Source organism: Mesotoga sp. Brook.08.YT.4.2.5.2., assembly GCF_003351125.1.
GTDB lineage: Bacteria > Thermotogota > Thermotogae > Petrotogales > Kosmotogaceae > Mesotoga.
In genome coordinates this window covers 146,814-172,849 of the sequence record NZ_JPGZ01000040.1, presented here as the reverse complement: position 1 = coordinate 172,849, position 26,036 = coordinate 146,814, and the positions used below count along the sequence as shown (strand labels likewise).

General features: G+C 45.1%; 20 protein-coding genes. 15 read left to right on the top strand and 5 right to left on the bottom strand.

What is annotated here, in order from left to right:
* Nucleotides 1-37 precede the first annotated feature (37 nt).
* Nucleotides 38-1,777 carry an IS1634 family transposase gene (locus Q502_RS11060; RefSeq protein WP_114794158.1) on the bottom strand — a complete coding sequence of 580 codons (1,740 nt, stop codon included), beginning with the start codon at nucleotides 1,775-1,777 and terminating at the stop codon, nucleotides 38-40.
* A gap of 144 nt (nucleotides 1,778-1,921) precedes the next feature.
* Here Q502_RS11060 and Q502_RS11055 point away from each other — a divergent pair, with 144 nt between their 5' ends.
* Nucleotides 1,922-2,362 (top strand): diacylglycerol kinase family protein, encoded by a 441-nt coding sequence (locus tag Q502_RS11055; protein WP_243392320.1) that lies wholly within the window; start codon nucleotides 1,922-1,924, stop codon nucleotides 2,360-2,362.
* Here the strand turns inward: Q502_RS11055 and Q502_RS11050 are convergent.
* Both Q502_RS11050 and Q502_RS11045 read right to left on the bottom strand, forming a co-directional pair.
* Nucleotides 2,354-3,226, bottom strand: a complete 873-nt coding sequence (locus Q502_RS11050) for a hypothetical protein (RefSeq protein ID WP_099829917.1) — start codon at nucleotides 3,224-3,226, stop codon at nucleotides 2,354-2,356. The genes Q502_RS11055 and Q502_RS11050 overlap by 9 nt on opposite strands.
* A gap of 4 nt (nucleotides 3,227-3,230) precedes the next feature.
* Nucleotides 3,231-3,674 (bottom strand): PspC domain-containing protein, encoded by a 444-nt coding sequence (locus tag Q502_RS11045; protein ID WP_099829915.1) that lies wholly within the window; start codon nucleotides 3,672-3,674, stop codon nucleotides 3,231-3,233.
* A gap of 381 nt (nucleotides 3,675-4,055) precedes the next feature.
* Here Q502_RS11045 and Q502_RS11040 point away from each other — a divergent pair, with 381 nt between their 5' ends.
* The 14 genes from Q502_RS11040 to Q502_RS10970 all read left to right on the top strand — a co-directional run bounded on the left by Q502_RS11040 (nucleotide 4,056) and on the right by Q502_RS10970 (nucleotide 20,428).
* Nucleotides 4,056-5,069 (top strand): LacI family DNA-binding transcriptional regulator, encoded by a 1,014-nt coding sequence (locus Q502_RS11040; RefSeq protein WP_099829914.1) that lies wholly within the window; start codon nucleotides 4,056-4,058, stop codon nucleotides 5,067-5,069.
* 21 nt (nucleotides 5,070-5,090) lie between these two features.
* A complete protein-coding gene (gene rbsD / locus Q502_RS11035) occupies nucleotides 5,091-5,534 on the top strand; it encodes a D-ribose pyranase (RefSeq protein ID WP_099829912.1) in 444 nt (147 codons plus the stop codon).
* Between the two features lie 75 nt (nucleotides 5,535-5,609).
* The gene (locus Q502_RS11030) at nucleotides 5,610-6,458 is read left to right on the top strand and encodes a BtpA/SgcQ family protein (RefSeq protein ID WP_099829910.1); all 849 of its coding nucleotides are present in this window, start codon (nucleotides 5,610-5,612) and stop codon (nucleotides 6,456-6,458) included.
* Nucleotides 6,451-7,395 (top strand): ribokinase, encoded by a 945-nt coding sequence (rbsK, locus tag Q502_RS11025; protein ID WP_099829908.1) that lies wholly within the window; start codon nucleotides 6,451-6,453, stop codon nucleotides 7,393-7,395. Before Q502_RS11030 ends, rbsK begins: the two co-directional genes overlap by 8 nt.
* A 3-nt stretch (nucleotides 7,396-7,398) precedes the next feature.
* Nucleotides 7,399-8,892: a sugar ABC transporter ATP-binding protein gene (locus Q502_RS11020; RefSeq protein ID WP_099829906.1), complete on the top strand. Its 1,494-nt coding sequence runs from the start codon at nucleotides 7,399-7,401 to the stop codon at nucleotides 8,890-8,892.
* Nucleotides 8,893-8,897: 5 nt separating this feature from the next.
* Entirely contained in the window at nucleotides 8,898-9,863 is a 966-nt protein-coding gene (locus Q502_RS11015; protein ID WP_099829905.1) for an ABC transporter permease, read from the top strand.
* 27 nt (nucleotides 9,864-9,890) lie between these two features.
* Nucleotides 9,891-10,781 (top strand): substrate-binding domain-containing protein, encoded by an 891-nt coding sequence (locus tag Q502_RS11010; RefSeq protein WP_099829903.1) that lies wholly within the window; start codon nucleotides 9,891-9,893, stop codon nucleotides 10,779-10,781.
* 590 nt (nucleotides 10,782-11,371) lie between these two features.
* Nucleotides 11,372-12,025 carry an ABC transporter permease gene (locus Q502_RS11000; RefSeq protein WP_243392319.1) on the top strand — a complete coding sequence of 218 codons (654 nt, stop codon included), beginning with the start codon at nucleotides 11,372-11,374 and terminating at the stop codon, nucleotides 12,023-12,025.
* Nucleotides 12,026-12,468: 443 nt separating this feature from the next.
* Nucleotides 12,469-13,632 carry a Gfo/Idh/MocA family protein gene (locus Q502_RS10995; RefSeq protein WP_099829899.1) on the top strand — a complete coding sequence of 388 codons (1,164 nt, stop codon included), beginning with the start codon at nucleotides 12,469-12,471 and terminating at the stop codon, nucleotides 13,630-13,632.
* Nucleotides 13,633-13,647: 15 nt separating this feature from the next.
* Nucleotides 13,648-14,640, top strand: coding sequence for a sugar phosphate isomerase/epimerase (locus tag Q502_RS10990; protein ID WP_099829897.1), 993 nt, complete (start codon nucleotides 13,648-13,650; stop codon nucleotides 14,638-14,640).
* A gap of 11 nt (nucleotides 14,641-14,651) precedes the next feature.
* Nucleotides 14,652-16,145: a sugar ABC transporter ATP-binding protein gene (locus Q502_RS10985; protein WP_099829896.1), complete on the top strand. Its 1,494-nt coding sequence runs from the start codon at nucleotides 14,652-14,654 to the stop codon at nucleotides 16,143-16,145.
* The gene (locus Q502_RS10980; protein WP_099829894.1) at nucleotides 16,146-17,120 is read left to right on the top strand and encodes an ABC transporter permease; all 975 of its coding nucleotides are present in this window, start codon (nucleotides 16,146-16,148) and stop codon (nucleotides 17,118-17,120) included.
* A gap of 36 nt (nucleotides 17,121-17,156) precedes the next feature.
* The gene (locus tag Q502_RS10975; protein ID WP_099829892.1) at nucleotides 17,157-18,119 is read left to right on the top strand and encodes an ABC transporter substrate-binding protein; all 963 of its coding nucleotides are present in this window, start codon (nucleotides 17,157-17,159) and stop codon (nucleotides 18,117-18,119) included.
* Between the two features lie 200 nt (nucleotides 18,120-18,319).
* A complete protein-coding gene (locus Q502_RS10970) occupies nucleotides 18,320-20,428 on the top strand; it encodes a VIT domain-containing protein (protein ID WP_102819208.1) in 2,109 nt (702 codons plus the stop codon).
* Between the two features lie 505 nt (nucleotides 20,429-20,933).
* Here Q502_RS10970 and Q502_RS10965 read toward each other — a convergent pair.
* Nucleotides 20,934-24,023 carry a S8 family peptidase gene (locus tag Q502_RS10965; protein ID WP_099829889.1) on the bottom strand — a complete coding sequence of 1,030 codons (3,090 nt, stop codon included), beginning with the start codon at nucleotides 24,021-24,023 and terminating at the stop codon, nucleotides 20,934-20,936.
* 225 nt (nucleotides 24,024-24,248) lie between these two features.
* Nucleotides 24,249-26,015, bottom strand: a complete 1,767-nt coding sequence (locus tag Q502_RS10960; RefSeq protein WP_099829888.1) for a GGDEF domain-containing protein — start codon at nucleotides 26,013-26,015, stop codon at nucleotides 24,249-24,251.
* Nucleotides 26,016-26,036 lie beyond the last annotated feature (21 nt).

Below are 26,036 nucleotides of genomic sequence, written 5' to 3'. Positions count from 1 at the left end.
AATAGCTATCTGAAAGGATTTCAGAGAAATGAAGTGATTATTTCTGTCTACGTTTGCTGAGTTGTTTCAATCCGACAAGTTCAAGAGCTTTTCTCTGTACCTCGTTGGGAGTTGTTATTATCGTGAATGAAGGTATCTCCGGTACCGCAGGTACCCTGGCATCGTTACAGACAATCGTACTCATTTCAGATAGAAGAGTCTGAAAGCTGTGTACCGGTGTCCCGTCACTCAGCTTCTTCTTCCTCGTCTTCTCAAGTGCGCTTTTGGATCTAATAGCCTGTAGTACATGTTCTCTATCGGTATATTCGTCAGTGAAGATCATGCTCTTCCATAACTCCCTCAAATGCCATTCAACATAATACGCTAGCATGCAGAGAAATATGTGAGCCCTCACTCTTTTCTCAAGCCAGTGGTGTATTGGCCGTATCTTCAGATCCACTCCCTTTAGCGTCCTGAATGCCCTCTCAACTCTGGATAGACTCTTGTAGCTGTACACCACTTCTTCTGCAGTCAACTTCTCTTTCTCTACACTGGTTCGGATTATATAAAATCCATCAAGAGAAGCTTCAAAGGCTATACTTTCTTCATTTCTCCTGTAATCGAACTTCCCATCCTCTATCTTGAAAATGAAATGCTTGGCCATCTTGTACCTGTTCTCTATCCTTCCCAGTGCCTGCCCTATCTTCCCCGCCTCTCTCAACCTTCCTGAAGCGATCCTTCTCAAGAGTTTGTTCAGGTTTTCTTCAGTCACCCTGAGTAAGTCTTCTCTCGTTCTCCTTCTCTCTTCTGCAAGAAAGGGATTCCTGCAGACTATTAACCTCTCCCCAGGATAATCGGGTGAGTCTATCTCAAGAAGGTCTCTCTCGTCAAATAAGCTCAGCTGTAAATACCCATTTTCAAAGAGACTCTTAATTGTAGGCCCTCTAAAGGCACTAATCCAGTCAACTCCACCGAGAGCCTTCAATCTGTCTATCTGCCCCTGCGTTAACATCCCTCTGTCTCCGACCACGACGAACCTTTCTACTTTGAACTCTTCCTTTACCTTGTCTACCTGTTCCCCTATCGTTTTAGTGTCACTCGTACATCCCGGATATACCTGTATGGATATTGGTATACCTTTAGAATCCGTCATGAGTCCATAGACTATCTGTTTCTTTCCCTTCTTCTTGTCTCTGTTATAACCATAACTCGCAAGCTTACAATGACTCCCTTCATAGTAACTCGAAGAGACATCGTAAAGAACAAGACTTCCTTCTCTTAAGTGTCTCTGCGCAAGTTTCCTTTCTATCGTCTCTTGCCTCTGGAGCAACCAGTCCAGAGCAGTATATAACTCATCTTCGTCCGCATCTTCCACTGAGAACTCTTCGGGAATAGTGGTATTATCCCACCAGCGTATTGTGGAAAGCTTCGTCTGAGGGTTTATTATCCTTGCAACTATCATCGCCTCTATTAGATCGCTTTCTCTACTCCTTCGAGAAGAAAGCAATTCGGAAATACCTAGATCCTCCATTACCTTACTTATAACCGCAACATTACCATGAGCTCTCGACCGAGTAATCTCAATTGCCTCTTCGGATGGAAGAAAGACTCTCCCCTGGAGACTCTCTTTGACTAACTCTCTAGTAACTTCTGGCAATTCAGTAAGGTTGGCAATGGTTTGCTGTTTCACCTTACCATCTTCTCGATAGCTTCTTCTCAGAAGATAAGTGAAGTATTCTCTGTCCTTGTACTTACTCACAATCTTAGCTAAATAAAGGCCTTTAGGTTTGTAATTCATAACAGAATCATAGCACAAAGAAACGAGCGAAGTCAATTGTAAATTGACCATTTACTGTCTACACTTTCACAACATTCTTGTGCCTTTTTTCTCTCTGGGAAAGAGTCTCATTAATTTCCTGTCGGGGAACTTCAGACTAACAGAATGAACAAATCGAGATTCAAGACCAGTGGAAAGATGGCATACCTGCTTTCCTTTCTGATCGAATTCATCACTTCGAGAACTTATCCGCTAAGTTTCACCATTGACGGAGAAAAGTTCTCGGACAGATTCTTTTTTCTTACTATGGCAAACGGAAACTACTTTGGAGGAGGAATGAGAATCGCCCCCAAAGCGCTTGTAGATGATGGGCTCATGGACATAGTTGGTGTCTCAAAGATGTCAAAGCTCCGTCTTCTGTACCACTTCCCGAAGATCTATCGCGGCGAACATCTAGTCGTGGATACAGTAAGCTACAGAAACGCCAGATCTATTTCTGTCATAAGCGACAGAGATGTAATTATTCAGATGGATGGGGAGGTTGTCGGAACCCTGCCCATGGAAATCTCCATTTGCGACAAAGCTCTAAAACTGGCTTCAGCGTAGGACTCTCAGATTCATTATTGCACTGTCAAAAGTAAGATATGAGCTGAAATCAAATGTTGAACCCTCAAACACATACTCTTTGTCTCCGGTATATGACAGATCTGTTCTAATATTCCGTATGGCAGCATTAGCTTTCAGAATAGACCTAATACCGTCTGGGATAATAATCTCTGAGTTGATAATGGCAGCATTGACTTTAGTATTTGAGGGGCCCACTTCAGGTATAATCAATTTTGTCTTAATAACAGCCCCGCTCAACTTCAGTTCGTCAACTTTCAGCTCAGCCAGATTGAACCTGCCATTCATTACCGCGCTGTCAAACTTGAGCACATAGTTATAATCTGGGTTCAGCTTAATCACTACGGTACTTGTTCCAAGCCAAGAGACGTTTGAATCAGGTCTTATCACAAACCTTTGAGATAGCTGCGTACTATCCTCTTCAATCCTGAGATCGGTGCCTCGAACTGAATATTCGACTACCGCAAACGTTGAAGACGCTACATCTTCCATCAATGATTCAACAGTAATGTTAGCCATCGCAAGGTTGAGTAAAATCTCAATGCTTCTGGAAGACTCAGAAGCCTCAAGTGTCACAGAATTCCTAACGGCTTTCTCGCCCGAGAGAAATGGCGAGGGCCAAAAGAATATGAACAGCACAAAAGCGACAATAAGCAGGACATTAACGTATCTGATCCAGCGAAGGGCCTTTACGCTTGAAAGAATGCTTAACCCGACCAGGACAAGAATAATCGGCCAGTAATTTGCGAGATTGACCAGGGCATTGAGAAGTGTGTCTCCAGTGAACAATCCAAAGATCAGCAAGACACCAACCAAGACGAAAATCAATCCCATTGCAATTCTCATATAATCAGCTCCTGCTTACGGACTTATAGATTACGAACCCTCCACCTGCTATCAATACTATTCCAATAACAAACTTCCAGAATATCCCGCTGAAAATGTTCCAGGGAGTGAATGACCCTAACAAGAGTGCTATGCCAAAAACAATGAGAAGCCCAGCAATAATCAGCTTGCTTTTGTCATCCGAAAGCGCCTCTTTCTCTCCCTCTTCTATCGGCTTACCCTCCTCATCCATTATCACAACATTGTTCTCTTTGTTGATTGGAGCCCTCGGCACTATGAACATGCCGATGATATAAATCAGCAAACCGGCTCCACCTGCAAAAACAAGTGCAACAAAGACCAATCTTACAATCACCGGATCGATTCCTAAATACTCCCCTATTCCTGCAGCTAGACCGTCTATCACTTTGTCCTTTCTCGACTTGTAAAGCCTCTTCTCTAAGCTCACATAACCACCTCCCACGATGACTTCTGTGCAATAATACTACAAAAAACTCATACATCATAATACAATCTGATCAATTTCCACAAACAACAAACACTAAGCCAATGCGATTTCGAACAGTTTTCGTGTGAATAGTTTTTCGCTTCTGGAAAGACAAACATTCAGATTATCCAGTCATGGCGCCAGCTCCCACTGGTCAGAAATAAGCAGGCTTCACTTTGAATACTTGCGATTTTCTTAGCAAAACTATTTTAATCACCCTCCTTCAAAGATAACTGCTTTCATTCAAACATAGCTGGGTTTTGAATACAAGTTCATGGATGATACACTCTAGTTAAACGATTAACTAAACGTTTAACTAGAAATCGAGTGAGGGTCCATGAAATGGCTAATATGAAAGATGTTGCCAAACATGCTGGAGTATCGGTCGCGACAGTATCAAATGTAATATCTGGGAAGAAGTTCGTGAGTCCTGAACTGAAAAGCGCTGTCCTTGAATCCATAAACGCCCTTCAGTACAGACCAAGTAAAATTGCCAGAAGTCTGAAAATTCGAAAGTCATTCCTGGTTGGACTTCTGGTTCCAGATATAACTAATCCGTACTTCGCAGAAATTGCGAGAGGCGTGGAAAGCATTGCCCTCGATCACGATTATCAGATGTTTCTTTGCAACAGCGACGGAAAGAGTTACAGAGAAGAAGAGACGTTGATTTCCTTCCTTGGCCACGGAGTTGATGGTGTGATCAATGTTGCACCCAGAATGGAAGAGGGGCTTCTAGCAGATCTCTCAGATGGAATGCCCATGGTGATTCTTGACAGGCATCTCACAATCGAGAATCCACTAATTGACGTAATCTACACGAATAATTTCAAAGGTTCTGCTCAATTAGCCAGACACTTACTAAACAAAGGCCACAATAGATTCGCCTGCATAGCAGGGCCAAGTGATGTGCCCAGCGCAGTAAGAAGGCTTCAGGGATTCTGCAGCGAGCTCGAGAGAGATGGAATACGCAAAGGAGATATAAGAATCTATTACGGTAGCTTCAAATATGAAGACGGATTCAAGATAATGAAGCAGAAAATATTGAAACTTAAGAACAGACCTACTGCTATTTTTGCCGGGAATGACATGATGGCGTGGGGGGCAATCGAGGCAGCAAAACAGCATGGTTTAAAGATTCCGATAGATATCTCCATCGCGGGGTTTGACAATGTTCTTTACTCGTCACTAGTAATCCCGGCGATGACGACTGTGAATCAGCCGAAGTATGAAGCCGGAAGGGCAGCAATGAAGTTGCTTCTTGAGAAGATAATGAAGAAGCAGAGTGGTGAAGATGTCCACACGAGAAAGATAGAGCTGGATTCACAGCTTATAGTGAGGGAATCAACTGAAATATGACAAATCAATGGAGGTGAAGGAATGAAGACAAAGGGTATTCTTCACAACGATCTTGCAAGAGAAGTGGCAAGACTTGGCCACGGCGACATGTTAGTTATTACAGACAGAGGGTTTCCATTCCCAAGGCACGAAAACACAATCTGCATCGATGTATCGGTAGGAAGGGATCTCCCCAGGTTCGTAGATGTCGTTAAGGTCGTACTCGAGGAACTTGAAATCGAGAAGGTAATTATCGCTGACGAAACTAAATCGGTAAGCCCCGAAATCTATTCACAACTGAAGGAAATTGTTTCGCAAATCAAGAACAAGGGGAACGACATTGTAGAGGAGAATATACCTCATCCAGAATTTAAGGATCTAGTTCTAAATGGCAGTCTCCAAGGCAAAGAAGTCAAAGTATTTGTGAAGACAGGAGAGTTCACTCCCTACGCGAACATCATACTCGTTTCCGGAGTAGATTTCTAGATATCGATATTTTCTCTATTCATCGATCAAGGATACTGTTCTGCAGTTGCGCCGAAAGACAAAGAGGTGGTAATTGTGAAAAGAAACAAGGAAGTTCTTGAAGAAATATTCGAAATCGATAAACCCATTATAGGAATGATACACCTGCGTCCCCTCCCAGGTTCGCCAAGATATGATTCTGCCAGGTTTGGAATGAAGGAGATACTCAAGATCGCCGTTGAAGAGGCAAGAACCATGGAGGATTGCGGTGTCGACGGACTTCAAATAGAGAATATCTGGGACTTCCCTTATCTCAAGGGTGAGAAGATCGGTCATGAAACCTCGGCAGCCCTGGCAGTGGCGACTCAGAAGGTTCGGGAAGCCGTCAGAATTCCAGTGGGAGTGAACTGCCATCTCAATGGAGGGAAGGTTTCGCTTGCAGCGGCTGTTGCAGCAGGAGCCAGATGGATAAGAGTCTTCGAATGGGTGAATGCATATGTTTCTCACGCCGGTTTGACAGAAGGTATCGGGGCAGAACTCGCTAGATACAGAAAACTCCTCGGCGCAGAAGACGTCAAGTTCATGTGCGACGTCAATGTCAAGCATGGAAGCCATTTCATCATTTCGGACAGAAGTGTGGAGGAACAGGCCCACGATGCAGAGTCTGAAGGCGCAGAAGTACTAATAGTTACTGGATTTGAAACAGGACAAGCACCCGATGCTGGGAAAGTAAGGAGATTCAGCGATACCGTTCGCGTCCCCGTAATAATCGGTAGCGGCCTAACGGAAGATAATGCGAGTGAGTTGCTGAAATTTTCTGATGGAGCGATTGTTGGCAGTTACTTCAAGAAAGACAACAACTGGAAGAATCCTGTGGATCCCGACAGAGTGAAGAAGTTCATGAAAAGTGTCGAGCCTCTTCGAAGGGAGGCTAAAGATGGTTGATTTCGACTTCAACGGAGAGATTCTGTGCATGGGAAGTATGAATATGGATCTTGTTATGGTAATGGACAGCCTTCCAGAGCCAGGTGAGACAGTTCTTACGGACAACTTCAGTACCTATCCGGGCGGTAAAGGTGGCAATCAGGCGGTCGCGGCTGCAATGAATGGCGCCAAGGTTCAGATGTTCACTAAACTCGGCGGTGACAGATTCAGCGTAGAGTTGGTTAATTTGATGAGTGAAAAGGGAGTCGACACTTCCAGAATTCTCAGAGATCCCGAAAGAACAGCCGGAATAGCAATGATACGAGTTGATAAGAAGGGCCAGAACTCGATTTCATTCACTCCAGGCAGCAACGCATTACTCTCTCCCGCTGATGTAGAGAGGAACTCGGATCTCTTCCAATCGGGAAGAATTCTTTTGCTAACCATGGAGATAGCAGAAGAGACTATCTACAGGGCAATAGAAATGGCTCACGAGAAAGGCATGTTTACCATTGTCGATCCTGCGCCTGCCCCAAGACAGGGATTTCCCGATTCCATTGCATCTTTGGTTCATCTCATAAAACCAAACGAAACGGAGGCGAGGATACTCACCGGTATAGAAGTACGTGATAAAGAGTCGGCACGTGATGCTCTTGAGAAACTTAGGCTGCTGGGTTTCAGATTACCGATAGTTACTCTGGGCGAAAAGGGCATCGTGGGCCTCGATGAAGACTGCTTTATAGAGCTCGATCCCTTCAAAGTTAACTGCGTTGATACTACTGCTGCAGGAGATGTTTTTTCCGGAGCGCTGGCGGCAGCCCTTTCAAAAGGTGAAAGCCTGAGACAGTCTCTAGCATGGGCAAATGCAGCTGGAGCGTTAAGTACAACAATTTCCGGTGCTCAGACTTCTATCCCTTCGTCAGAGAGCGTACGGGATTTGCTAGGAAAGCGGGTGTAAGAAGTGCCTGAAACTGTGCTGAAGCTCGAAGGAATCCATAAATCTTTTGGAGGTATACACGCACTGAAAGATGTAAGTTTCGAACTTGCCGAGGGCGAAGTTCACGCGCTTCTTGGGGAGAACGGCGCCGGAAAATCAACGTTAATCAAAATCCTTACCGGTGTCCACAAAATGGATTCCGGATCGATTCAAGTGAGAGGGAAAAGTGTGACGATCGAAGACCCTGTCGATGCTAGGCACAAAGGAATCGGCGCAATATATCAGGAGCTTAGTCTGGTGGACTCTCTTACGGTTGCTGAAAACATTTTCCTTGGCCACGAGCCAACAAAGTCTTTCTTTGGCTCCATCAAAAAGAGAGAGCTTCTGGATAAAGCGGCAAAGTATCTTTCCTCCTTTGCAATTGCTGTGGATCCGAGTGCTTTTGTGGGCGATTTGGGACTTGGCCAGAAAAGGATAATAGAAATCATCAAAGCTCTCTCTATCAATGCGAATATTCTTCTTTTGGATGAACCCACAACCGGTATGAGCAGAGCGGAAATTGACACACTCTTCAAAATCATGGATGACCTGAAGAAGAAAGAAGTAAACATGATCTACATATCTCACCACCTAGATGAGGTTTTTCGCGTTTGTGATAGGGCGACTGTATTAAGAGACGGCCAGAACGCTGGAACATTCGACATTCGTTCGGTAGATCTGAAAACGCTTGTAAAATCAATGCTGGGAAGAACGCTCAAAGAGGAGTTCCCCGTTCGAGAAGGGACTTCATCAGAAGAGAAGCTCTTTGAAGTGAGAGAGTTCAGAACAGAAAAGATGTTTGCGCCAATCAATTTCTCTCTAAGAAAGGGCGAGATACTGGGAATTACTGGAATAATTGGCTCTGGAAAGAGTGAGCTAGCACTTGGACTCTTCGGAGCCGACAGTTCTGTGCAGGGCGATATTTCGATCGGTGGCAAGGCAGTAAGTCTGAAGTCGCCTGATGATGCAAAGAAACACGGCATTTCCTTCATCCCTGAGGATCGAAAGGGCCAAGGCCTTTTTCTAAGGCTTAACGTAGAGCACAATATCTGTGTTGCAAATATCGATCTTGCCATTACCAAAGGGGTAGTTTCCAACAAGAAGAAATCGCAGCTCGCAAAGGATACATGTGAAAAGTTGAGAGTGCGTCCGCTAGACATAAAGATGGCAGTCCAAAATCTTTCCGGCGGTAATCAACAGAAAGTAGTTATTGGGAAGTGGCTATGCGGTGAACCCGATATCCTGATTCTAGATGAACCGACCCGCGGAATCGATATTGGCGCAAAGACTGAGATCTATTCTCTGATAAATTATCTTGCCGACCGCGGCACGGGAATTCTAATAATGTCTTCTGAGTTCAGGGAGATGAGTGCGATCTGTGATCGAATACTTGTTATAAGAAAGGGTGAAATAGTAGGTGAGTTAGTCGGTAAAGAATCGTCAACAGAGCAGTTATTGACACTGGCACTTGGAGGTTAGGGCAGATGGAAAAGAATATCGAGAAAACGGATAGATCTGCGTTTTGGGCAAAATTTCTGAAGTTGCTCAAAGGAGAGTTGGGACTGATTCTAATTCTTGTGATCCTGATGGTAGTCTTCTCAGTGATATCTCCCTTCTTCTTCAATTCCAGAAATCTGCTCAATATAACCAGGCAGGTGTCGATAACCTTAATAGTCGCCATCGGAATGACCTTCGTCATCCTAACTGGAGAGATAGATCTTTCTGTAGGTTCTTCCGCAGCATTGGTAGGAGTTGCAACCGCAGCAGTTCTGACCGCTACGGGCTCAATATTTATTGCTATGATTGCGGGATTGGCTATGGGAATCGGTATAGGGCTTACAAATGGCGTTCTCACCGTCTACGGAAGAGTTCAATCCTTCATAGTAACGCTTGCAATGATGGGAATTGCGCGAGGAGTAGCGCTAGTGTGGACGGGAGGAAAACCAATATCTAGATTGCCGGTTAATTTCGGTATAATGGGCGCTGGTTATCTCGGTCCAGTGCCGGTATCAACGATTATTGCCGCCGGGGTCTTCGCTCTTGCCTTCTTTGTACTGAACAAAACCAAACATGGTATATATGTTAAATCGATCGGAGCTAACAAAGAAGCTGCCAGGTTATCAGCAATTCCTGTCAAGAAGTACAGGGTGCTTGCTTTCGCAATTTCCGGCCTCACGAGCGCCCTTGGTGGCATTCTCATAACTTCCAGATTGCTATCGGCGCAACCGAACGCTGCAGAAGGGCTTGAGATGAATGTCATCGCTGCGGTGATACTTGGCGGAGCCTCCCTTTCAGGAGGAGTGGGAACCGTGTTGGGCACACTCCTGGGAGCCATGGTAATAGGTGTTATTGATAATGGAATGAATCTAGTTGGAGTTTCATCGTTCTTTCAGCAAATCGTTAAAGGAGTCATAATACTCGTTGCCGTACTGGCAAAACGTAGTGATTAAGATTACCTATCAAAAAGGAGGGGTAACATGAAACGAATGCTTTTGGTAATTTTGATGGTTGGATTGCTGGCACTAACTGGCCTTGCGGCCAAGACCATTGGATTCTCAGTTTCCACGCTGGCGAATCCCTTTTTCGTAACCATGAAAGAGGGTGGAGAGGCAAAGGCAAGTGAACTTGGGTTGAAACTGATCGTTCTAGACGCACAGGACAAACCGGAAACTCAATTCGCTCAGATTCAGGATCTAATAACGAGAAAGGTTGATGTACTTATCATCAATCCAGTTGATTCAGATGCAATAGTCTCGGCAGTTCTTGAAGCAAATGCAGCCGGAATCCCGGTAATTACAGTTACAAGACCTTCGAATGGAGGAGTTGTGGCGCAGCATCTTGATATTGATAATAAAGAAGCCGGAATGCTGGCCGCAGTCGCCATGGCAGAGGCTCTTGACGGAAAAGGCAGAGTTGCGATTCTTGAGGGAATTCCCGGTGCGCCCTCGTCAGTAGACAGGCAAGCCGGTTTCATGGACGAGATGAAGAAGTACCCCGGTATTGAAGTCGTCGCATCACTGACAGCAAATTACTCAAGGGAAGAAGGCGCGAGAGTCGCTGACGACATTCTACAGGGGAACCCTGTTCTGGATGGAATTTACGCCCACAATGACGAAATGGCTCTGGGTGCTGTAAGATCGGCGATTGCCGCAGGAAGGCTGAATGAAATCAAGATCGTCGGAATCGATGCGACTGACGATGCAATTGCTGCAATTAAGGCTGGAGAAATGATTGCAACAGTTCAGCAGCAGCCCTACCTGCAGATGGAAATGGCAGTGATTGCGGCTCAGAGAATCATCAACGGTGCAAGCGTCGAACCAAAGGTTATCATTCCATTGAAATTAATAACTATTGACGTTCTTGAGTAAGCTGCAATTTCCTTGGAGAGCGGTGAGATGCCGCTCTCTTTTTTCCCCAGTGATTATTCATATATTGCGATTGACAAGTAACTTGACTTTGTCACGACAGGGAGTGCAAAATCAGTCATAGCGCAAAAGTTACAACAAAAAAATGCCAAATTGCCACCACGAACAGAAGCGACTTGAATCTTATCTAAATCAAAGAACGAGTTCAGATTGTTCCGTCACATTGTTGGGAGGCTTAATTCTAAAGAGCCTCACCAACCTATTCCCAAGCGGATCCCCCCTTGTCTTCAAAAAATAGTCCTTATGATTTGTAGAAAAACCCATCACCTGTAGTGATTTGAGAGATTCCTTCAGTTTTTGAGGAGATGCATCAATCCCATTCTTTTTTGCTTTAATCTCCAATGAGCGTTCCATTAGAAAAGCCAGAAAGCACAACACAAAATGTCCCCGGATTCTTTTTTCAGTCCAATGAAATATCGGGCGAGTTTCAAAGACCGTTGTTACTCTTTCGTCATTTTTGGTGACAAAGTCAGGAGGCTGCAGAGACCTTAAAGAAGTTCGGAGATATTAAATTCGCTGTATCTGAAGCTGAATTGAAAGAAAGAGTCGGAGGCAAGAGCGATGTTATCGGCCTATATCATGACGGAAAATCATATAACCTCGTTCTTCAAGGAAACAAATCGAAGGAAATCGAAGAAGCTGCGAAACTTATTTTGTCGGGAATTCAATTCGATGTATGGAAATCACTCGAAGTGGAGGAGAGCGATAGAGTAAGACTCGTTCCTCTGATTACGGTATTCGGTTTCAGCTTTGTAGTCATTATTTCTTTTGTTCTTGGTGGTATGGTTATCGGATTCAACATAATAGAAGAGAAAGAGTCCGGAGCTATGAGGGCTCTCATGGTAACTCCTATCACAAAGAACGAACTAATTTTTGGCAGAAGTGTCATGGGAATTGTGATACCTCTATTCCATGCGCTCGTTGCGACTTTGATATTCGATATCCCCGGCATCGACTATCTGAAGCTGATAATAGTTAGCGCTGTGAGCTCGATAATCGGAGTAGTTGTCGGCTTTCTCATCGGTGTAGTTTCATCCTCTCAGATGAGCGGCATTGAAAAGTTGAAGATCAGTGGCTGGCTATTGCTTATGCCTGTGATGCTAGTTTTCATACTTCCAGAGGGAGCGCAATGGGTTTCTTCTGGTCTCCTACTTGCTGGTCATTCGTGGCGTTACGGGATATTCTGAACCTGAGCTCAAAATGGAGCGGTTTTGCTTTCCAGATTTTGTGGACCTGTCTAACGACAGCTATATTATTCCTTTTAATAAAGAGCAAGATAAAAGGGGGGCTCCAGACTTATCAAAACTGAGGCGGGGCATTTCCACGCCTCCCTATTTCCATCAGATAAATATTTTTATGGGGCAAAAAATTAAAGGCAACTATCGGTTATTGTTACGACACTCTTGTAAGCGCTCCAGTAACGATCTGGGATGATTATCCTCCGTATAGTGAAAATAGTGGAATCCAATGCTGTTTCTCACAAAATCCTTCCGTTTTCCTCCCGTTACTTTGCCAAATTATCATGCAAGAATTGAGTTCCATTTTAGCTATAATTTTAGAGAATAGGGGAAATTCGCCCTTTTCTTCGTACTACATCGGTGAGATTCAATATAGACGAGAGGTGAGTAAAATGATTGAAGGCAAAGAAGTCTCCTCAGCGGGTCAGTTAAGATATGGCATGGTAGGCGGTGGCGAGGGATCTTTCATTGGCGACGTTCACAGAAAGGCAATAGCGATGGACGGTCTCGCACAACTTGTAGCTGGCTGCTTCTCGATTGATTACGAAGACACCATCAGGACTGCGAAAAAGCTTGGAGTTACTGACGACAGAGTATACAAAGACTACGAAGAAATGGCCGAAAGGGAGTCCTCCAGAGAAGACTGTATAGATTTCGTAAGCATATGCACTCCAAACGTCACTCATTATCCTATTGCAAAGAGGTTTCTTGAAGCAAATATAAATGTTGTTTGCGAGAAACCTCTTACTGTGGATGAGTCGGAAGCTGAGGAACTCTCAAGATTAGCTCAAGAGAAGAAGCTTCTCTTTGCTGTAGCATATGCCTACTCGGGAAACGCTATGGTCAAACACGCAAGAGAGATGATACAGAGAGGGGAAATCGGCGAGATTAGAGTCGTTATGGGAGAATATGCTCAGGACTGGCTGGCAACAAGGTTGGAAGATACTGGTAATATGCAGGCTTCCTGGAGAACAGATCCTTCTCAGACGGGAAAGTCGAACTGTGTCGGTGATATTGGCAGTCACATTGAAAACACTGTTTCTTATATTACGGGGTTGAAGCTCAAGTCCATCTGTGCCAGTCTGGACTCATTTGTTCCCGGAAGAACTTTGGATGACAACGCAGAGATTCTCGTCAGGTTCGACAACGGGGCTAGAGGAGTCTTCTGGGCATCACAGGTTGCAGTAGGACATGACAACGGCCTGAAGATAAGGATATTCGGAAGCAAAGGTTCAATCGAATGGGAACAGGAGAATCCAAACTACCTGAAGGTGGCATATGTAGGAGGGCCGGTTCAGATACTCTCAAGAGGCGGAGGTTACATGCTCCCGTCTGCGGCAAACGTCTCCAGAATACCTGCGGGACATCCAGAAGGTTACTACGAAGCTTTTGCGAACATATACAGGAATTTCGCAACGACTCTTATAAAAAAGAAAAATGGGGAAGATCTGTCTGACGCCGACTTCCCCACAGTAGAGGACGGTCTGGCAGGAGTTAGATTCATTGGAAAAGCAGTCGAGAGCTCCCAGAAGGGAAGCGTCTGGGTAGATCTGTAGTCAGGAGGTTTTGACATGGGAAAAAGACCAGTTACATTATTTACAGGCCAGTGGGCCGATCTCACTTTCGAAGAAATCTGTGAAAAGGCCAGTTCATGGGGATATGATGGTTTGGAGATAGCATGTTGGGGCGATCATATGAATCTCGAAATGGCTGCGAAGGACCCAAAGTACGTCGATGAAAGAAGGCGAATCCTCGAAAGACACAATCTGAAGTGCTGGGCCATCGGAGCACACCTAATGGGGCAATGTGTAGGTGATCTGTACGATGTCAGACTCGACGGCTTCGCACCGGCAAGCTGTGGAGGAAGTCCGGAAAAGATTCGAGCATGGGGTATCGAGCAAATGATGTACGCACCAACGGCCGCGAAGAACATGGGCTGTTACACAGTGACCGGCTTTACGGGTTCTCCCGTATGGAAGTTCTGGTATTCATTCCCCCAGACAACGGAGAAAATGGTGGAAGATGCTTATCAAGAGATAGTTGATCTCTGGACGCCGATTTTCGATAAGTTTGACGCCGAAGGAATTACCTTCGCTCTCGAAGTTCATCCCACTGAGATTGCATTCGATTATTACACTGCCAAGAGGTTGCTGGAAGTATTCAATTACAGAAAAACGCTCGGGTTCAATTTCGATCCAAGCCACCTCATCTGGCAGGGAGTCAAACCCCACCTTTTCGTAAGGGACTTCGCTGAAAGAATCTATCATGTACACATGAAGGACGCCGCAGTGACCCTCGACGGCAAAGCCGGAATTTTAGGATCAATGATGACCTTCGGTGACACTAGACGCGGATGGAACTTCAGGTCGCTCGGTCACGGTGACGTTGATTTTGAAGAGATAATTAGAGAACTGAATAACATAGGTTATAGCGGCCCCTTATCAGTAGAATGGGAAGACAGCGGAATGGAAAGAGAGTTCGGAGCGAAAGAAGCAGCCGATTTTGTGAGAAAAGTTGACTTTGAGCCTTCAAACGTCGCTTTTGACGATGCAATGAGAAGTTGAGGAGTGACCTAATGGGTGATGCCCTAATAAAGACCCAAGGAATTTCAAAGGAATTCTCAGGAGTCAGAGTTCTCGACAATATAGACATCGAGATAAACAAGGGAGAAATCTTTGGGATAATCGGAGAAAATGGCGCCGGTAAGTCTACGCTTGTCAAGATTCTCAGTGGAATCTACACACCCACAGAGGGAAAGGTCTTCTTTGAGGATAATGAAGTAGATATCAAGGACCCCTTGCATGCAAAAGCGATAGGCATCTCCATGATTCCACAGGAATTCAATCTGATCAACGAACTCAACGTCTACGAAAATATCTTTCTAGGCAGCGAAATTACTCGTAAGGGCTTTCTTAACAAGAGAGAGATGAAGAAGAGGACTGTCTCGCTTCTGGAGGAACTCAAGAAATCAATACATCCCGAGGAAAAGATTGAAAGGCTAAGCGTAGCCCAAAAGCAGATGGTTGAAATAGCAAAGGCAATTGCTTTTAATTCTAAGCTATTGATAATGGATGAACCGACAACAGTCTTAACTCTAAATGAGATCGAGACCCTCTTTGACCTAATGAGAAATCTTAAAGAAAGCGGTGTCACGATCATCTACATATCTCACAAACTTAAGGAAGTCAAAGAGATCTGCGATAGGGTTATGGTTCTGAGAGATGGAAAGACGATTAGCATCAGTCAAGCTGACGAGGCAGATGAAGAAGAAATGGCGAGGAGGATGGTTGGTCGTGAACTGAGCCAGGTCTTTCCCGAGAAGGTTTCACCCTCTGAAGAGATTGTCTTTGAAGTTGAGGGTCTATCTTTGCATGGCCTTCTGGAAGACATTTCCTTCGGCCTTCGCAAAGGTGAGATTCTCGGCTTTGCTGGTCTGGTGGGCGCCGGAAGGACTGAGCTTGCCGAGACGATCATTGGCATCAGAAAGAAAGACTCCGGCAAGATCAGCATCAACGGAAAATCAGTCGAGATTAGATCTCCTATCGATGCCGTGAAGAACAAAATAGCTTACTTGTCTGAAGACCGCCAGGGAAGCGGAATCCTCACTTCGTTCGACATGATAAAGAACACCACCCTCATTTCACTGCCTTCCTACTCTAAGATACTTATCAACAACAAGTTGGAGAAGGAAAAGACAAAGAAGTACGTTGACAAGTTCAACATCAGGGCAGCATCTCTGAAGACGAGGCTGGAGTTCTTCAGCGGTGGTAATCAGCAGAAAGTGTCTCTCGCCAAATCCCTCGATCCGGAGCCCGAAATATTCATCTTTGACGAACCCACAAGAGGAATTGACGTTAACGCGAAGAGAGAAATATACAGATTCATAAACGAGCTAGTTAGGGAAGGTGTATCCTGTATTCTGATCTCCTCTGAACTTGAAGAAATCATGGGCATGTGTAATCGCGTGATCGTTATGAGAGAAGGGAGGATTATGGGAATCCTTGAAGGAGAACATATCAATGAAGAGGAGATAATGCTTCACGCCACTGGACTCAAGGGGGTTGCTTAGATGGCAAGAGAGAATGTCCGTAGACGATTCGAATACGAGAAGTTTGGTCCGTTAATAGCTCTTGCGATTCTGTTCGTGATATCCGCTTTCGCCAGCCCGTATTTTCTTCAGACTCAGAATCTTCTAAATATTTTGAGGCAGGTTTCTTATACTGGAATCATAGCGCTAGGTATGACCTTTGTTATAATTTCGGGAGGAATCGATCTTTCGGTCGGCTCGATGGTTGCACTGGTCGGTGGAATTGTTATCCTTGCACTGAACTGGCTTCTGGGAGTGTTTGGTGCAAGCGGGGAACCATGGGCCATATTCTTTGCCCTTCTCATCGGGCTGGGTTTCGGTGCTGGACTTGGAGCTCTTAACGGATTGATGGTCACCCTTGGCAAGATAGCACCTTTCATTGCTACTCTAGGTACCATGGCCATATTCAGATCGATGGCGTTGTATATAGGAAGTGCCGGTGTATTCAGATCGCAGAGTAGGCTCTTCCCGGATCTTGGAATGGGGAGAATTCTAGGAATTCCGAACCCGGTTATCGTTTTCATAAGTCTTGCGGTGGTCTTTGCCATAATACTCAATAAGACACGTTATGGTAGGTACCTTTGTGCTGTAGGCTCCAATCCGAAAGTCGCAAAGTATTCTGCAATAAAGGTAAATCTAACGAGATTCATGTCATACGTAGCAGTCGGAATAACCGTAGGATTCTCCGCTGTCTTTCTCTCGGCCAGATTGAATTCTATGAGTTCCACTAACGGCGGTCTCAATTATGAACTTGATGCCATTGCAGCAGTCATAATCGGCGGAACACCTATGACAGGTGGTTCGGGTTCGATTTTTGGAACCGTAATCGGAGCGATCACTCTCGGAATAATAAACAACATGCTGAACATGCTGGGAGTCTCACCGTATCTGCAAGGAACGGTCAAGGGAGTAGTAATAATTGGCGCGGTCTTGATACAGAGAAAGAGAGCTCAATAACCCCGTTGGGGCCAAAGGAAATAGGAGGTGTTTTTTGTGAAAAAGGCATTAGTTCTCATGATCCTTGTAGTGTTTGTACTCTCGGCTTTTGCAATGGCTGCCGAGAAGATTAAGATTGGTGTCGCCATCCCGAGTGCAGATCACGGCTGGACAGGTGGAATAGTATGGTGGGCACAGAGGGCAATAAAGGACTGGAACGAAAAGGATCCCGATGTTGAGTTCTTCCTAGTCACTGCCGATTCACCCGCGAAACAGGTTGGAGATGTTGAAGACCTCATGGTAAAGGGCATCGATGCTCTTGTAATTCTTGCTCATGACTCCGAACCACTCACGCCGATAGTTGAGAAAGCGTACAACAGCGGGGTATTTATTGTCTCCGTCGACAGAGGTCTCACCAAGCCTGTCGAAAACGTGTACGTTGCCGGCGATAACCCGGGACTTGGAAGGGTCTCCGCCGAGTGGATGGCAGAAGCTCTTGATTACAAAGGCGATATAGTGGTTCTTGAAGGCATTCCATGTGTAATAAACAGCGAAAGAGTCGACGCATTTAATGAAGTAATGGCTAAGTATCCAGACATAAGAATTCTCGATTCCCAGCCCGCTTACTGGGATACAGCCCGCGGACTGGAAATCATGGAAAACTATCTCCAGAAATACCCAAAGATCGACGCCGTTTGGGCACAGGATGACGACGTTCTCGTTGGAGTTCTTCAAGCCTACAGGGAGTCAGGAAGAAATGATATCAAGCTCTTCCTCGGTGGCGCCGGATCAAAGGAAATGATAAAGAAGATCATCGACAATGACCCTCTCGTGAAAGCAGATGTTACATATCCGCCGTCAATGATCGCTACCGGTATTTCGATGGCTGTATTCGCAATGAGGGGCCATCCACTGGAAGGATTCTACCAGCAGCAGATTCCTTCTAAGATAATTCTCGCCGCAGAGCTTATTACAGCTGAAAACGCTGAACTCTACTACGAACCTGATTCGATATTCTAGATTTTTTGGGTCAGCAAGATATTCCCGGAGATCTTTGATCTCCGGGTTTTTTGTTGGTAAAGACAAAAGGCATTGTCAAATCTCTTTTGAGCCAATAATAAGCTATTTATGAATTCTCATATATTGAATCGCATTGATGTAGCAAACTTTGTAGCCCTCTCTCATGTCATATGTAGTAAGGAGAAAGAGGGGGCGATAGAATGAAGGGTTTTGGGGCAATGGTTCTTTTCGTTTTGGCTGGTGCAACTGTCTTTTCAAACGGAGTAGTGGTTCCACCGTATCCAATTGAAAGGGGTCTAGGCGGGTTTGTTATGAACTCTCACAATGTTCATATAAAAGTCGAAGACGGAATTGCAACTGTGATTATCGAGGAGGAATTTGAGAACAAATCCATGAGATTGCTTGAAGCGGTGTATCTCTTCCCAATACCATCTTCGGCCGTGATTAGCGACTTCACTATGAAGATAGGGGATCAAGTTCTTAAGGGAGAAGTACTGCCGGCAGATCAGGCCCGAGAAATCTATCAGGAAATTGTCGCAAAAATGAAAGACCCTGCATTGCTCGAGTACGTTGGAACTCAACTGATCCGAATGAGCATATATCCCTTTGAACCGGGAGAGAAACGCCAGTTCCTGATCCAATACAGTCAGCCTCTCGAGATTTCTTCTAATTCTTATTCGATGATCTATCCTTTAAAGATTGATAGCTTTCTCTCTGCTCCGATAGGAGCTGTCAACATCAGAGTTTCGGTCCCGTTTGAGATTGCAGAGGTCTATTCGCCGACTCACCCGTTCAGAGAGATGGAAAGTGCGTCGGGCAGGGATTATATCTTTAGCGCAACCGATTTCGTGCCAGGTTCAGACGTAGCTTTGGTTCTCACATCATCGGAAGACGAGATACCTTCATCCCTTGCCACCCACTGGGATGATGCCATGAATGAAGGATACTTCCTTCTTACAATTATTCCTAGACTGAAAGAAGAAACAATCATTCCCAAGGATGTTGTCTTCGTTCTCGACATTTCCGGCTCGATGTACGGCGAGAAGATGGAGCAGGCAAAAAGAGCTCTGGAGCAGGTCCTTCAGATGCTTCGCTCTGGCGACCGCTTTGCGATTGTGACTTTCGATGGCCATGTCCACAATCTCACGGGAGGATTGCTCGATGCATCGGAAAGGGCTGTCTGGATAGAGAATGTAAGGCGCATTCAGGCAGATGGCATGACAAATATCTATGACGCTCTTCAAACGAGCATAGACATGTTTAGCAAAGACGACCAGGGAAGGTTCAAAGTGCTCCTCTTTCTCACAGATGGAGCTCCCACCGAAGGAATTACGGACACGGGGAAGATAATCAACGATGCAACTCCCGAGGCAAGAGCCAGAAATGTACACCTGTTTTCTTTTGGAGTAGGAACGGGCGTTGTCGCTGAACTTTTGGACAGACTGGTTCAGGAAAACGCTGGAAGGGTAAGTTACATTGTTGAAGGTGAAAACATTGAAGGAAAGGTTACCGATCTTTACAGGACGATCGAGACGCCGGCTCTAGAGAATGTGACTATATCTATCGAAGGATCGGAGGTTGCGAAGGTTCTTCCGACCGGCCCGCATTCTCTATTCTCCGGACAGGCTCTAAGACTCTCCGGCATTTACTTTGAAGAGGGCGATCTGAAAGTAATCGTAGAAGGAACAAGAGGATTAGAGAGATACAGATACGAGTATCTATTCAGAGTTTCAAAGAATCCTGACAACCCATTTATTGCAAAGATCTGGGCACAGAAGAGAATTGCTCATCTTGCAAATATCTACAGGTATGATTCCTCTCTCTCTATAGCGGCAAAAGAAGAAGTGAAACAAGAGATTATCGCTCTTTCAAAGAAATTCAACATAATTAACGAGTTCACCTCCTACCTGATTGCCCCTGAAAGAATACAGACCTCTACCCTGGGAGACAGGGGCGGGTTCAGCGCCTCCCCCGCTGTAGATGCCGTAATGGCTGCAAAGTCTGTTGCCGAGATGGAGCAAGACCAGTTTGTCGGAAGCGGAGCCTCTGACTACAAATTTGTAGACAGTGTCGGATTTGCTCTCGAAAAAGGAATATGGGTTCAGGACGACGAAGAGGTCAAGACACTTGAACCGATAAGCCTTGTTGCTTACAGCAAAGCTTATTTTGAATTGGCTGATAGAAGCGAATGGGTTGCAAAGGTCTTCGCCCTTGGAGAAAGAGTCAAGTTCATCTTCAATGGAATGCTTTTTGAGATCTCAGACAAAGGAATAGAGAGCGTTGAAGAGCTGGACGAAATCCTGAATTAGGCATTGTTTTCTAATAGAAACCCTCAAAAAGACCGTGTTAGTTAGAAGGAACGCAAGACAACTGCGTTCCTTTTGACCGGGTTTTAGTTATTATTACCCATAAGTTTTTTTGTTCGGATCAGAGCCGTTGCTTACACAATGTCATCTGAACACTGTTTAGACGAAGTATTAAACGAGAGGATGAGAAAGTATTATGTCGAGATTTTCTCTTTTTAGGGAGGGCGAACGGCCTTCGTCCTCAGCTACTAAGCCTCACTTTCTTTATCAAATAAATTCTCACGGTCTCCGTACTTCTATCATCGGCTTTTGAAGTTTAGCATCTGTAGGTTTTGCGGTTAAAAGAGTTCAAGAAACCGAGCCTGTCACGAAAAATAGATAGAAAGATTTATAAAAGAGAAAAGGAACGCAGAGGTTGCGTTCCTTTTCAATTTGCTTCGTTCATTCAGTTATTTTAACTGTGAGGCCCTTGAATCAGATGCCTGCAAGATTCATCGTTTCTACCGGATCAATCTCCAATTATCGGGGCGAACTGGAAGTCAATCCAGTTGTCGCCACCGGAGAGAGTTATCGTCTGAGCGTTGTTTAGATTGGGTTTGCCGCCTGAATAGTTGTAATATCCAAGAAGATCTCCAGTGTCAATCGTTCCGCTTTCGTCCATATCCCTCCAGGCGAAGATTTCGACCTGAGAATTGCTTACGTCACTGAAATGGTATGCACCTGAGTCAGATAGGTTGGTGCTGGTAATATTGGTGCCAGTTGACGGATTTCTCAAGAAGACTTTGAACTCCTGCGGCGAGGTAATGGCATCGAGAGCCGCTTCCGCGTCTATTAGTCCCCAGCCGTAGTAGTAGTCTCTGCCCGGTGTTCCAAGATCAACTGCAGTATTGCGCAACACACTTCTGATATCATCGGGATCGGTCAACCCGGCTCCCATAAGAAGAGCAACTAAGCCAGTTACATGTGGTGTGGCCATCGATGTTCCCTGCATATACATATAGGTGTTGCCCAAAGGAGTCCATCCGGTGCTGTATATTCCGTTTGGATCGGTGCCTGATCTCATATATCCTCCCGGTGCCACAACGTCAAGCTCAGACCCATAACATGAGTAAGGAGATATCTTGATTGTGCCTTCGTCTTCCCATATCGCTCCAACAGCAATAGTTTCTGGATAGCGGGCAGGATAAAGTATATTACCGTCTCCATTGTTTCCAGAAGCTGCGACCATAACTACTCCATTTCTGGCCGCGTATTTCACAGCATCATATACGGCCGGGCTGTCTGAAGCTCCTCCAAGACTCATATTAATGACCTTCGCCCCATGATCGACTGCGTAGATTATGCTGTTCATAAGAGCTGCTGCATCTTTGATTCCCCTGATCGGGATCAAGGTGATTCCAAATCCTCCCCAGGTAACTCCAGATACGCCTTTACCATTGTTTGTAAGAGCGGCTATCGTTCCAACGACGTGAGTTCCATGGCTGTCTTCGGAAGTGTTCGGTTCCGAGACATTAGTGTTGTTGTCTATAAAGTTATAACCGGACTCAAAAATTCCTGCAAGATCGGGATGACTCGTGCTGAATCCCGAATCGATTACCGCAACAACCACACTCCTGGAGCCAACCGTGTAGTCCCAAGCTCGAGGTAAATTGATCAGCGGGTAGTTCCACTGTAGCGAGTAGTAAGTATCATTCGGTGTTGTCTCAAGCGCATAGAAAGTGCTGTTTCTAGAAACCTGGACAACCCCTTGCAATCCTCTCAGCTCCTCTTCGCTAGCAGTCGTTCTTACGTGCAAGTATTTCAGTTCACTGTAGTAGTCTTCTATTCTGTCAATTAACTGTATCTCGGGAAGAGAGGCGGCGGAGAATGATCCCTCAGCTTCCTTGAATGATTCTACCTTCAATAGATATTCATTCTCGATGTATTCCGGTTTGTCGTTCGTCGTTCTTATTTCCGTATTGGAGAGTATCTCCATCTCATTCAGGTCCGCTGTCTTTATGTTTCCCGTATACGGGGTAACGGTTCCAAAGATATTCTTCGTCGTGGTTTCTGCATTGTAGTGTGCAATAACGTTCTTGGGAGAATTGACGTTAACAGTTATGGGGTTCGCATCTCCCATGTTCGCTCCGTTTATTACCCAGTGAGAGAAGGTGTAACCAGCTCTTGTTGGTGCGGTGAAGTTCTTCACTGTGCCCGCGATATACCACCCTGCACCTTCTATGGTTCCGCCTGCCGGGTTTGTATCCGTTGTGACTTTGTACTCTACTTTCATCTCTGCGGTATAGGTCATATCTGAGTTCAAGGTAATCGTTCTTGGGTTGTTAGTATTCGTGTCGCTCCACTGTATGAAGGTGAAGCGGGTATCAGTTCCTGTCACTTGAGCTGATTTATCTTTCTCTTGAGGGGAAGTAACTTCGATGGCTCTTGAAGTTCCGCTGTTGAGAGTCACTGTCTTCGGCGAAGTGTAGTTAGTACCACCAATGCTGATGTTCAATCCGGTTTCCGGAGATGTAGTAACCGTAAGAGTGTATTGCAGCTGCTGCTCCGCAAAAACTGCAGTAACATGATACGGTTTGTCCAAATATAACTCTAGAGGACGTGCACTTCCTACATCTTGGCCATTGACATACCAATGGCTGAAGTTGTAAGGGCCGACATCGCCGCTGAAGTCGAACAGCCATTCAGTGCCTCTTTCTGTCCAGAAATCGGCAACTTCAGCGACTTCTGATGGTGAGGAATCAACGGTGATGCGATACTCGGTGTCCATTTCTGCAGTATATGTAATATCAGAGTTGACCGTCACATTTCTGGGATTCGAAGCATTGCCATCATTCCAGCTACTGAATACGTATCTCGAGTCTATTCCCGTAAGCCAGGGTGATATGTCCTTCTGCTGTGGAGTCACTGCCGAGATCTGCTTCGTTGTTCCACTGTTCACAATCATTCCTTTGGGTGAAGTAAAAAGCGTCCCGTCGATTCTTATGTCAAGTGCCAGATCTGGAGAGGTGGTGACAGTCAAATTACACGGAACTTGATTTGCAGTGTAAACGGCAACAACGTTCTTAGGCTCGTTAATTGTAACGCCAAGAGTCATCGAGGAACCCGAGTTTGTCCCATTTACAAGCCAATGGCTGAATGTATAACCTGCTCTTATTGGTGCGGTGAAATTCTTAACCGTCCCCGCAGTGTACCATCCTGCGCCAGCAACGTCTCCGCCTGCTGGACTGGTCGATGTTGTCACTTTGTAATCGACCTTCATCTCTGCCGTGTAAGTCATATCGGAATTGAGGGTTATAGTTCTCGGGTTGCTGGTGACCGTATCGCTCCACTGAACAAAAGTGAAACTAGTATCCGTTCCTGCTACCTGACCCGATCTATCTTTCTCTTGAAGAGCGGTAACGCCAATATCCGTTGAAGTGCCGCCATTGAGAGTAACCGTCTTAGGTGAGTCATAACTTATGCCAGCTATGCTGATGCTCAGTCCGGTTTCCGGCGCAGTCGTGACAGTCAATGTGAATTTGGTAGGGGTCGGACACCCCGCAAGCATAATGATCAGTGTTGCGGATAAGGTTATAAGAGCAAAAAACTTGATCTTCATAGATACCTCCTCGCGATGGAAGGAAACATTTCGCATAATCAAGTGTATATGAGGGCTTCAGGTTAGGAATTGCTTGACAATGTGTTAGCTCCGACAAACAATCCTAGCATGAATCATGCTATATATAGCAGCCAATTCCACTCTTAGGACGAAGCAGAGTATTGCCAACCGGAAGTCGTTATGAAAGCGATTGAAAGCTGCGTTTAACTGACAGAGCATGGTTTATCAAACTATCGTTGCTTTCTTTATTTCTTTAGACAGGCTCTCTTTTTTTTTGTACATCTTTTCATCGGCAACAATCAGCAGTTCTCTTATTGTCTTGCCGTTTTCTGGATATACTGCGATACCCACACTGGCAGTTAGCTTTACACGTCTTCCCTTTACAGAAAAGGGCTCATCAAAGGCTTCATGCACTTTTGCTTCAGCCTTTATGGCCCCTTCTGTTCCCGTTGAAGGCAGAATGTACACGAATTCATCGCCACCCATTCTTGCAGTTAAGTCACTTTTACGGCAGATCGAACTTAGACGTTTCCCAATGCTTTTAAGAAGAGCGTCACCGAAGTCATGGCCAAGAGTATCGTTAACTCCTTTGAAGTCATTGAGATCGAGATACAGGATAGCCATTTCTTCCCCATTCCTTTTTGAGAGCTCTATTTGCCTCATTGCACAGTCAAAGAAGGCTCTGCGATTCGGAAGGCCTGTTAGGTGATCTTCCATTGATAGTCTTTCCATTAGCTCCCTTTGCCTTCTGAGTTCATTGACAGTCTGAATTCTCAACAGAAGAACCGAGATCGCCTTTCCGAACCCTATTGCAGTGCTAATTATCTCCTCGTCGTCAAAAGCAGTCGGCGAATTAAAACTGTCGAGGTTGAAATACATTTTCACTTCGTCATCGATCTTTATCGGGATAGATAGAGTACTCATTATTTCTCGCAGCCTTCCTCCATTAATTATCCTTTTGAGCCGTTCATTTTCCATTCGGTAGTCAACACTGTAGTCCTTTATAACAACTACCTTATCACTTCCTTTCTGGATTAGTTCTTCTGTACTGAAGGAAACTGACTTCAATTCTTCAAAGTCATAGTTGTATGTGGCAACAAAGTGAAAACGTCCGTCATCTTGCTTGAGAAGAAAGGCAGCTGCATCTGCTCTTGGAAAGGCTTTCACACACTTCATAAGAAAGTACTTGTAGGTCTTTTCGTCGAAATCGCTTTCAAGTACCTCTGTGATTAACTCATTAAGAACTCTTTGGAACTTGCTTTGCTCACTCAGAGCGGACTCAATCTTTCTAAGATGAGTAACGTCCTTAAAGGTAAGAACTATCGAATCAGGATCCTCCTTTGAATCTCTTCCTATCACTAGATTGATTTCCGCATTTAATCTAGACGTATCGGAAGTAATCAATTCACCTGAAAACGAAGCAGCGTTTTGACCAGCAAACAGAGATGTTTTCGCTTCTTTGTAAGCTTTCTCACTTCTCTCAGAGAGAAAACCGAAAAAAGCCCGGTTCACAAGATCTTCTTCCTTGTATCCCAGTAGAGCACATGCGGTTCTATTAGTAAGCAGAATCCTATCTGATAGATCGAGAATAAGTATTCCATCAAGCGAATTGTTTACAACGGCGGTGAATTCGGAGATTCTCTTCTTACGCTCCCTTAAGTGGTAGATAACGTTAACTAGAAGGATTGGGAAGCCCGCAGCCAGCAGTCCCAATGAAATGAATTCGTAGGCTGCCATCCCGGTTAGTGCTTCAACTAGATCGAAATACGTTGACAACGATAACAGGATAAGGCCGACAGGAATCCCCCGATGAAGCTCCTTGCTTCCAAGAAGGTAGGCTGCGACAAGTAAAGCTCCGATTACAACCATCTCACTCAATATCGCCAGTAACTTAACCGGCTCAATCGAATGCAGGGAAAAGACAATTACAGATATGACAAGAATCGCCGCTGAAGTAAGATATACCTGCAGCTTGCTTCCCGAAATGTTCAATTCGCTATCACCTCATTAGCA

Bases quoted from the DNA above. Each gene is read 5' to 3' on its own strand.
- rbsD (WP_099829912.1), top strand. From the start codon at position 5,091: ATGAAGACAAAGGGTATTCTTCACAACGATCTTGCAAGAGAAGTGGCA.
- Q502_RS10990 (WP_099829897.1), top strand. From the start codon at position 13,648: ATGGGAAAAAGACCAGTTACATTATTTACAGGCCAGTGGGCCGATCTC.
- Q502_RS11050 (WP_099829917.1), bottom strand. From the start codon at position 3,226: ATGAGAATTGCAATGGGATTGATTTTCGTCTTGGTTGGTGTCTTGCTG.
- Q502_RS11015 (WP_099829905.1), top strand. From the start codon at position 8,898: ATGGAAAAGAATATCGAGAAAACGGATAGATCTGCGTTTTGGGCAAAA.
- Q502_RS10995 (WP_099829899.1), top strand. From the start codon at position 12,469: ATGATTGAAGGCAAAGAAGTCTCCTCAGCGGGTCAGTTAAGATATGGC.
- Q502_RS10970 (WP_102819208.1), top strand. From the start codon at position 18,320: ATGAAGGGTTTTGGGGCAATGGTTCTTTTCGTTTTGGCTGGTGCAACT.
- Q502_RS10985 (WP_099829896.1), top strand. From the start codon at position 14,652: ATGGGTGATGCCCTAATAAAGACCCAAGGAATTTCAAAGGAATTCTCA.
- Q502_RS11040 (WP_099829914.1), top strand. From the start codon at position 4,056: ATGGCTAATATGAAAGATGTTGCCAAACATGCTGGAGTATCGGTCGCG.
- rbsK (WP_099829908.1), top strand. From the start codon at position 6,451: ATGGTTGATTTCGACTTCAACGGAGAGATTCTGTGCATGGGAAGTATG.
- Q502_RS11010 (WP_099829903.1), top strand. From the start codon at position 9,891: ATGAAACGAATGCTTTTGGTAATTTTGATGGTTGGATTGCTGGCACTA.
- Q502_RS11055 (WP_243392320.1), top strand. From the start codon at position 1,922: ATGAACAAATCGAGATTCAAGACCAGTGGAAAGATGGCATACCTGCTT.
- Q502_RS10980 (WP_099829894.1), top strand. From the start codon at position 16,146: ATGGCAAGAGAGAATGTCCGTAGACGATTCGAATACGAGAAGTTTGGT.
- Q502_RS10965 (WP_099829889.1), bottom strand. From the start codon at position 24,023: ATGAAGATCAAGTTTTTTGCTCTTATAACCTTATCCGCAACACTGATC.
- Q502_RS11060 (WP_114794158.1), bottom strand. From the start codon at position 1,777: ATGAATTACAAACCTAAAGGCCTTTATTTAGCTAAGATTGTGAGTAAG.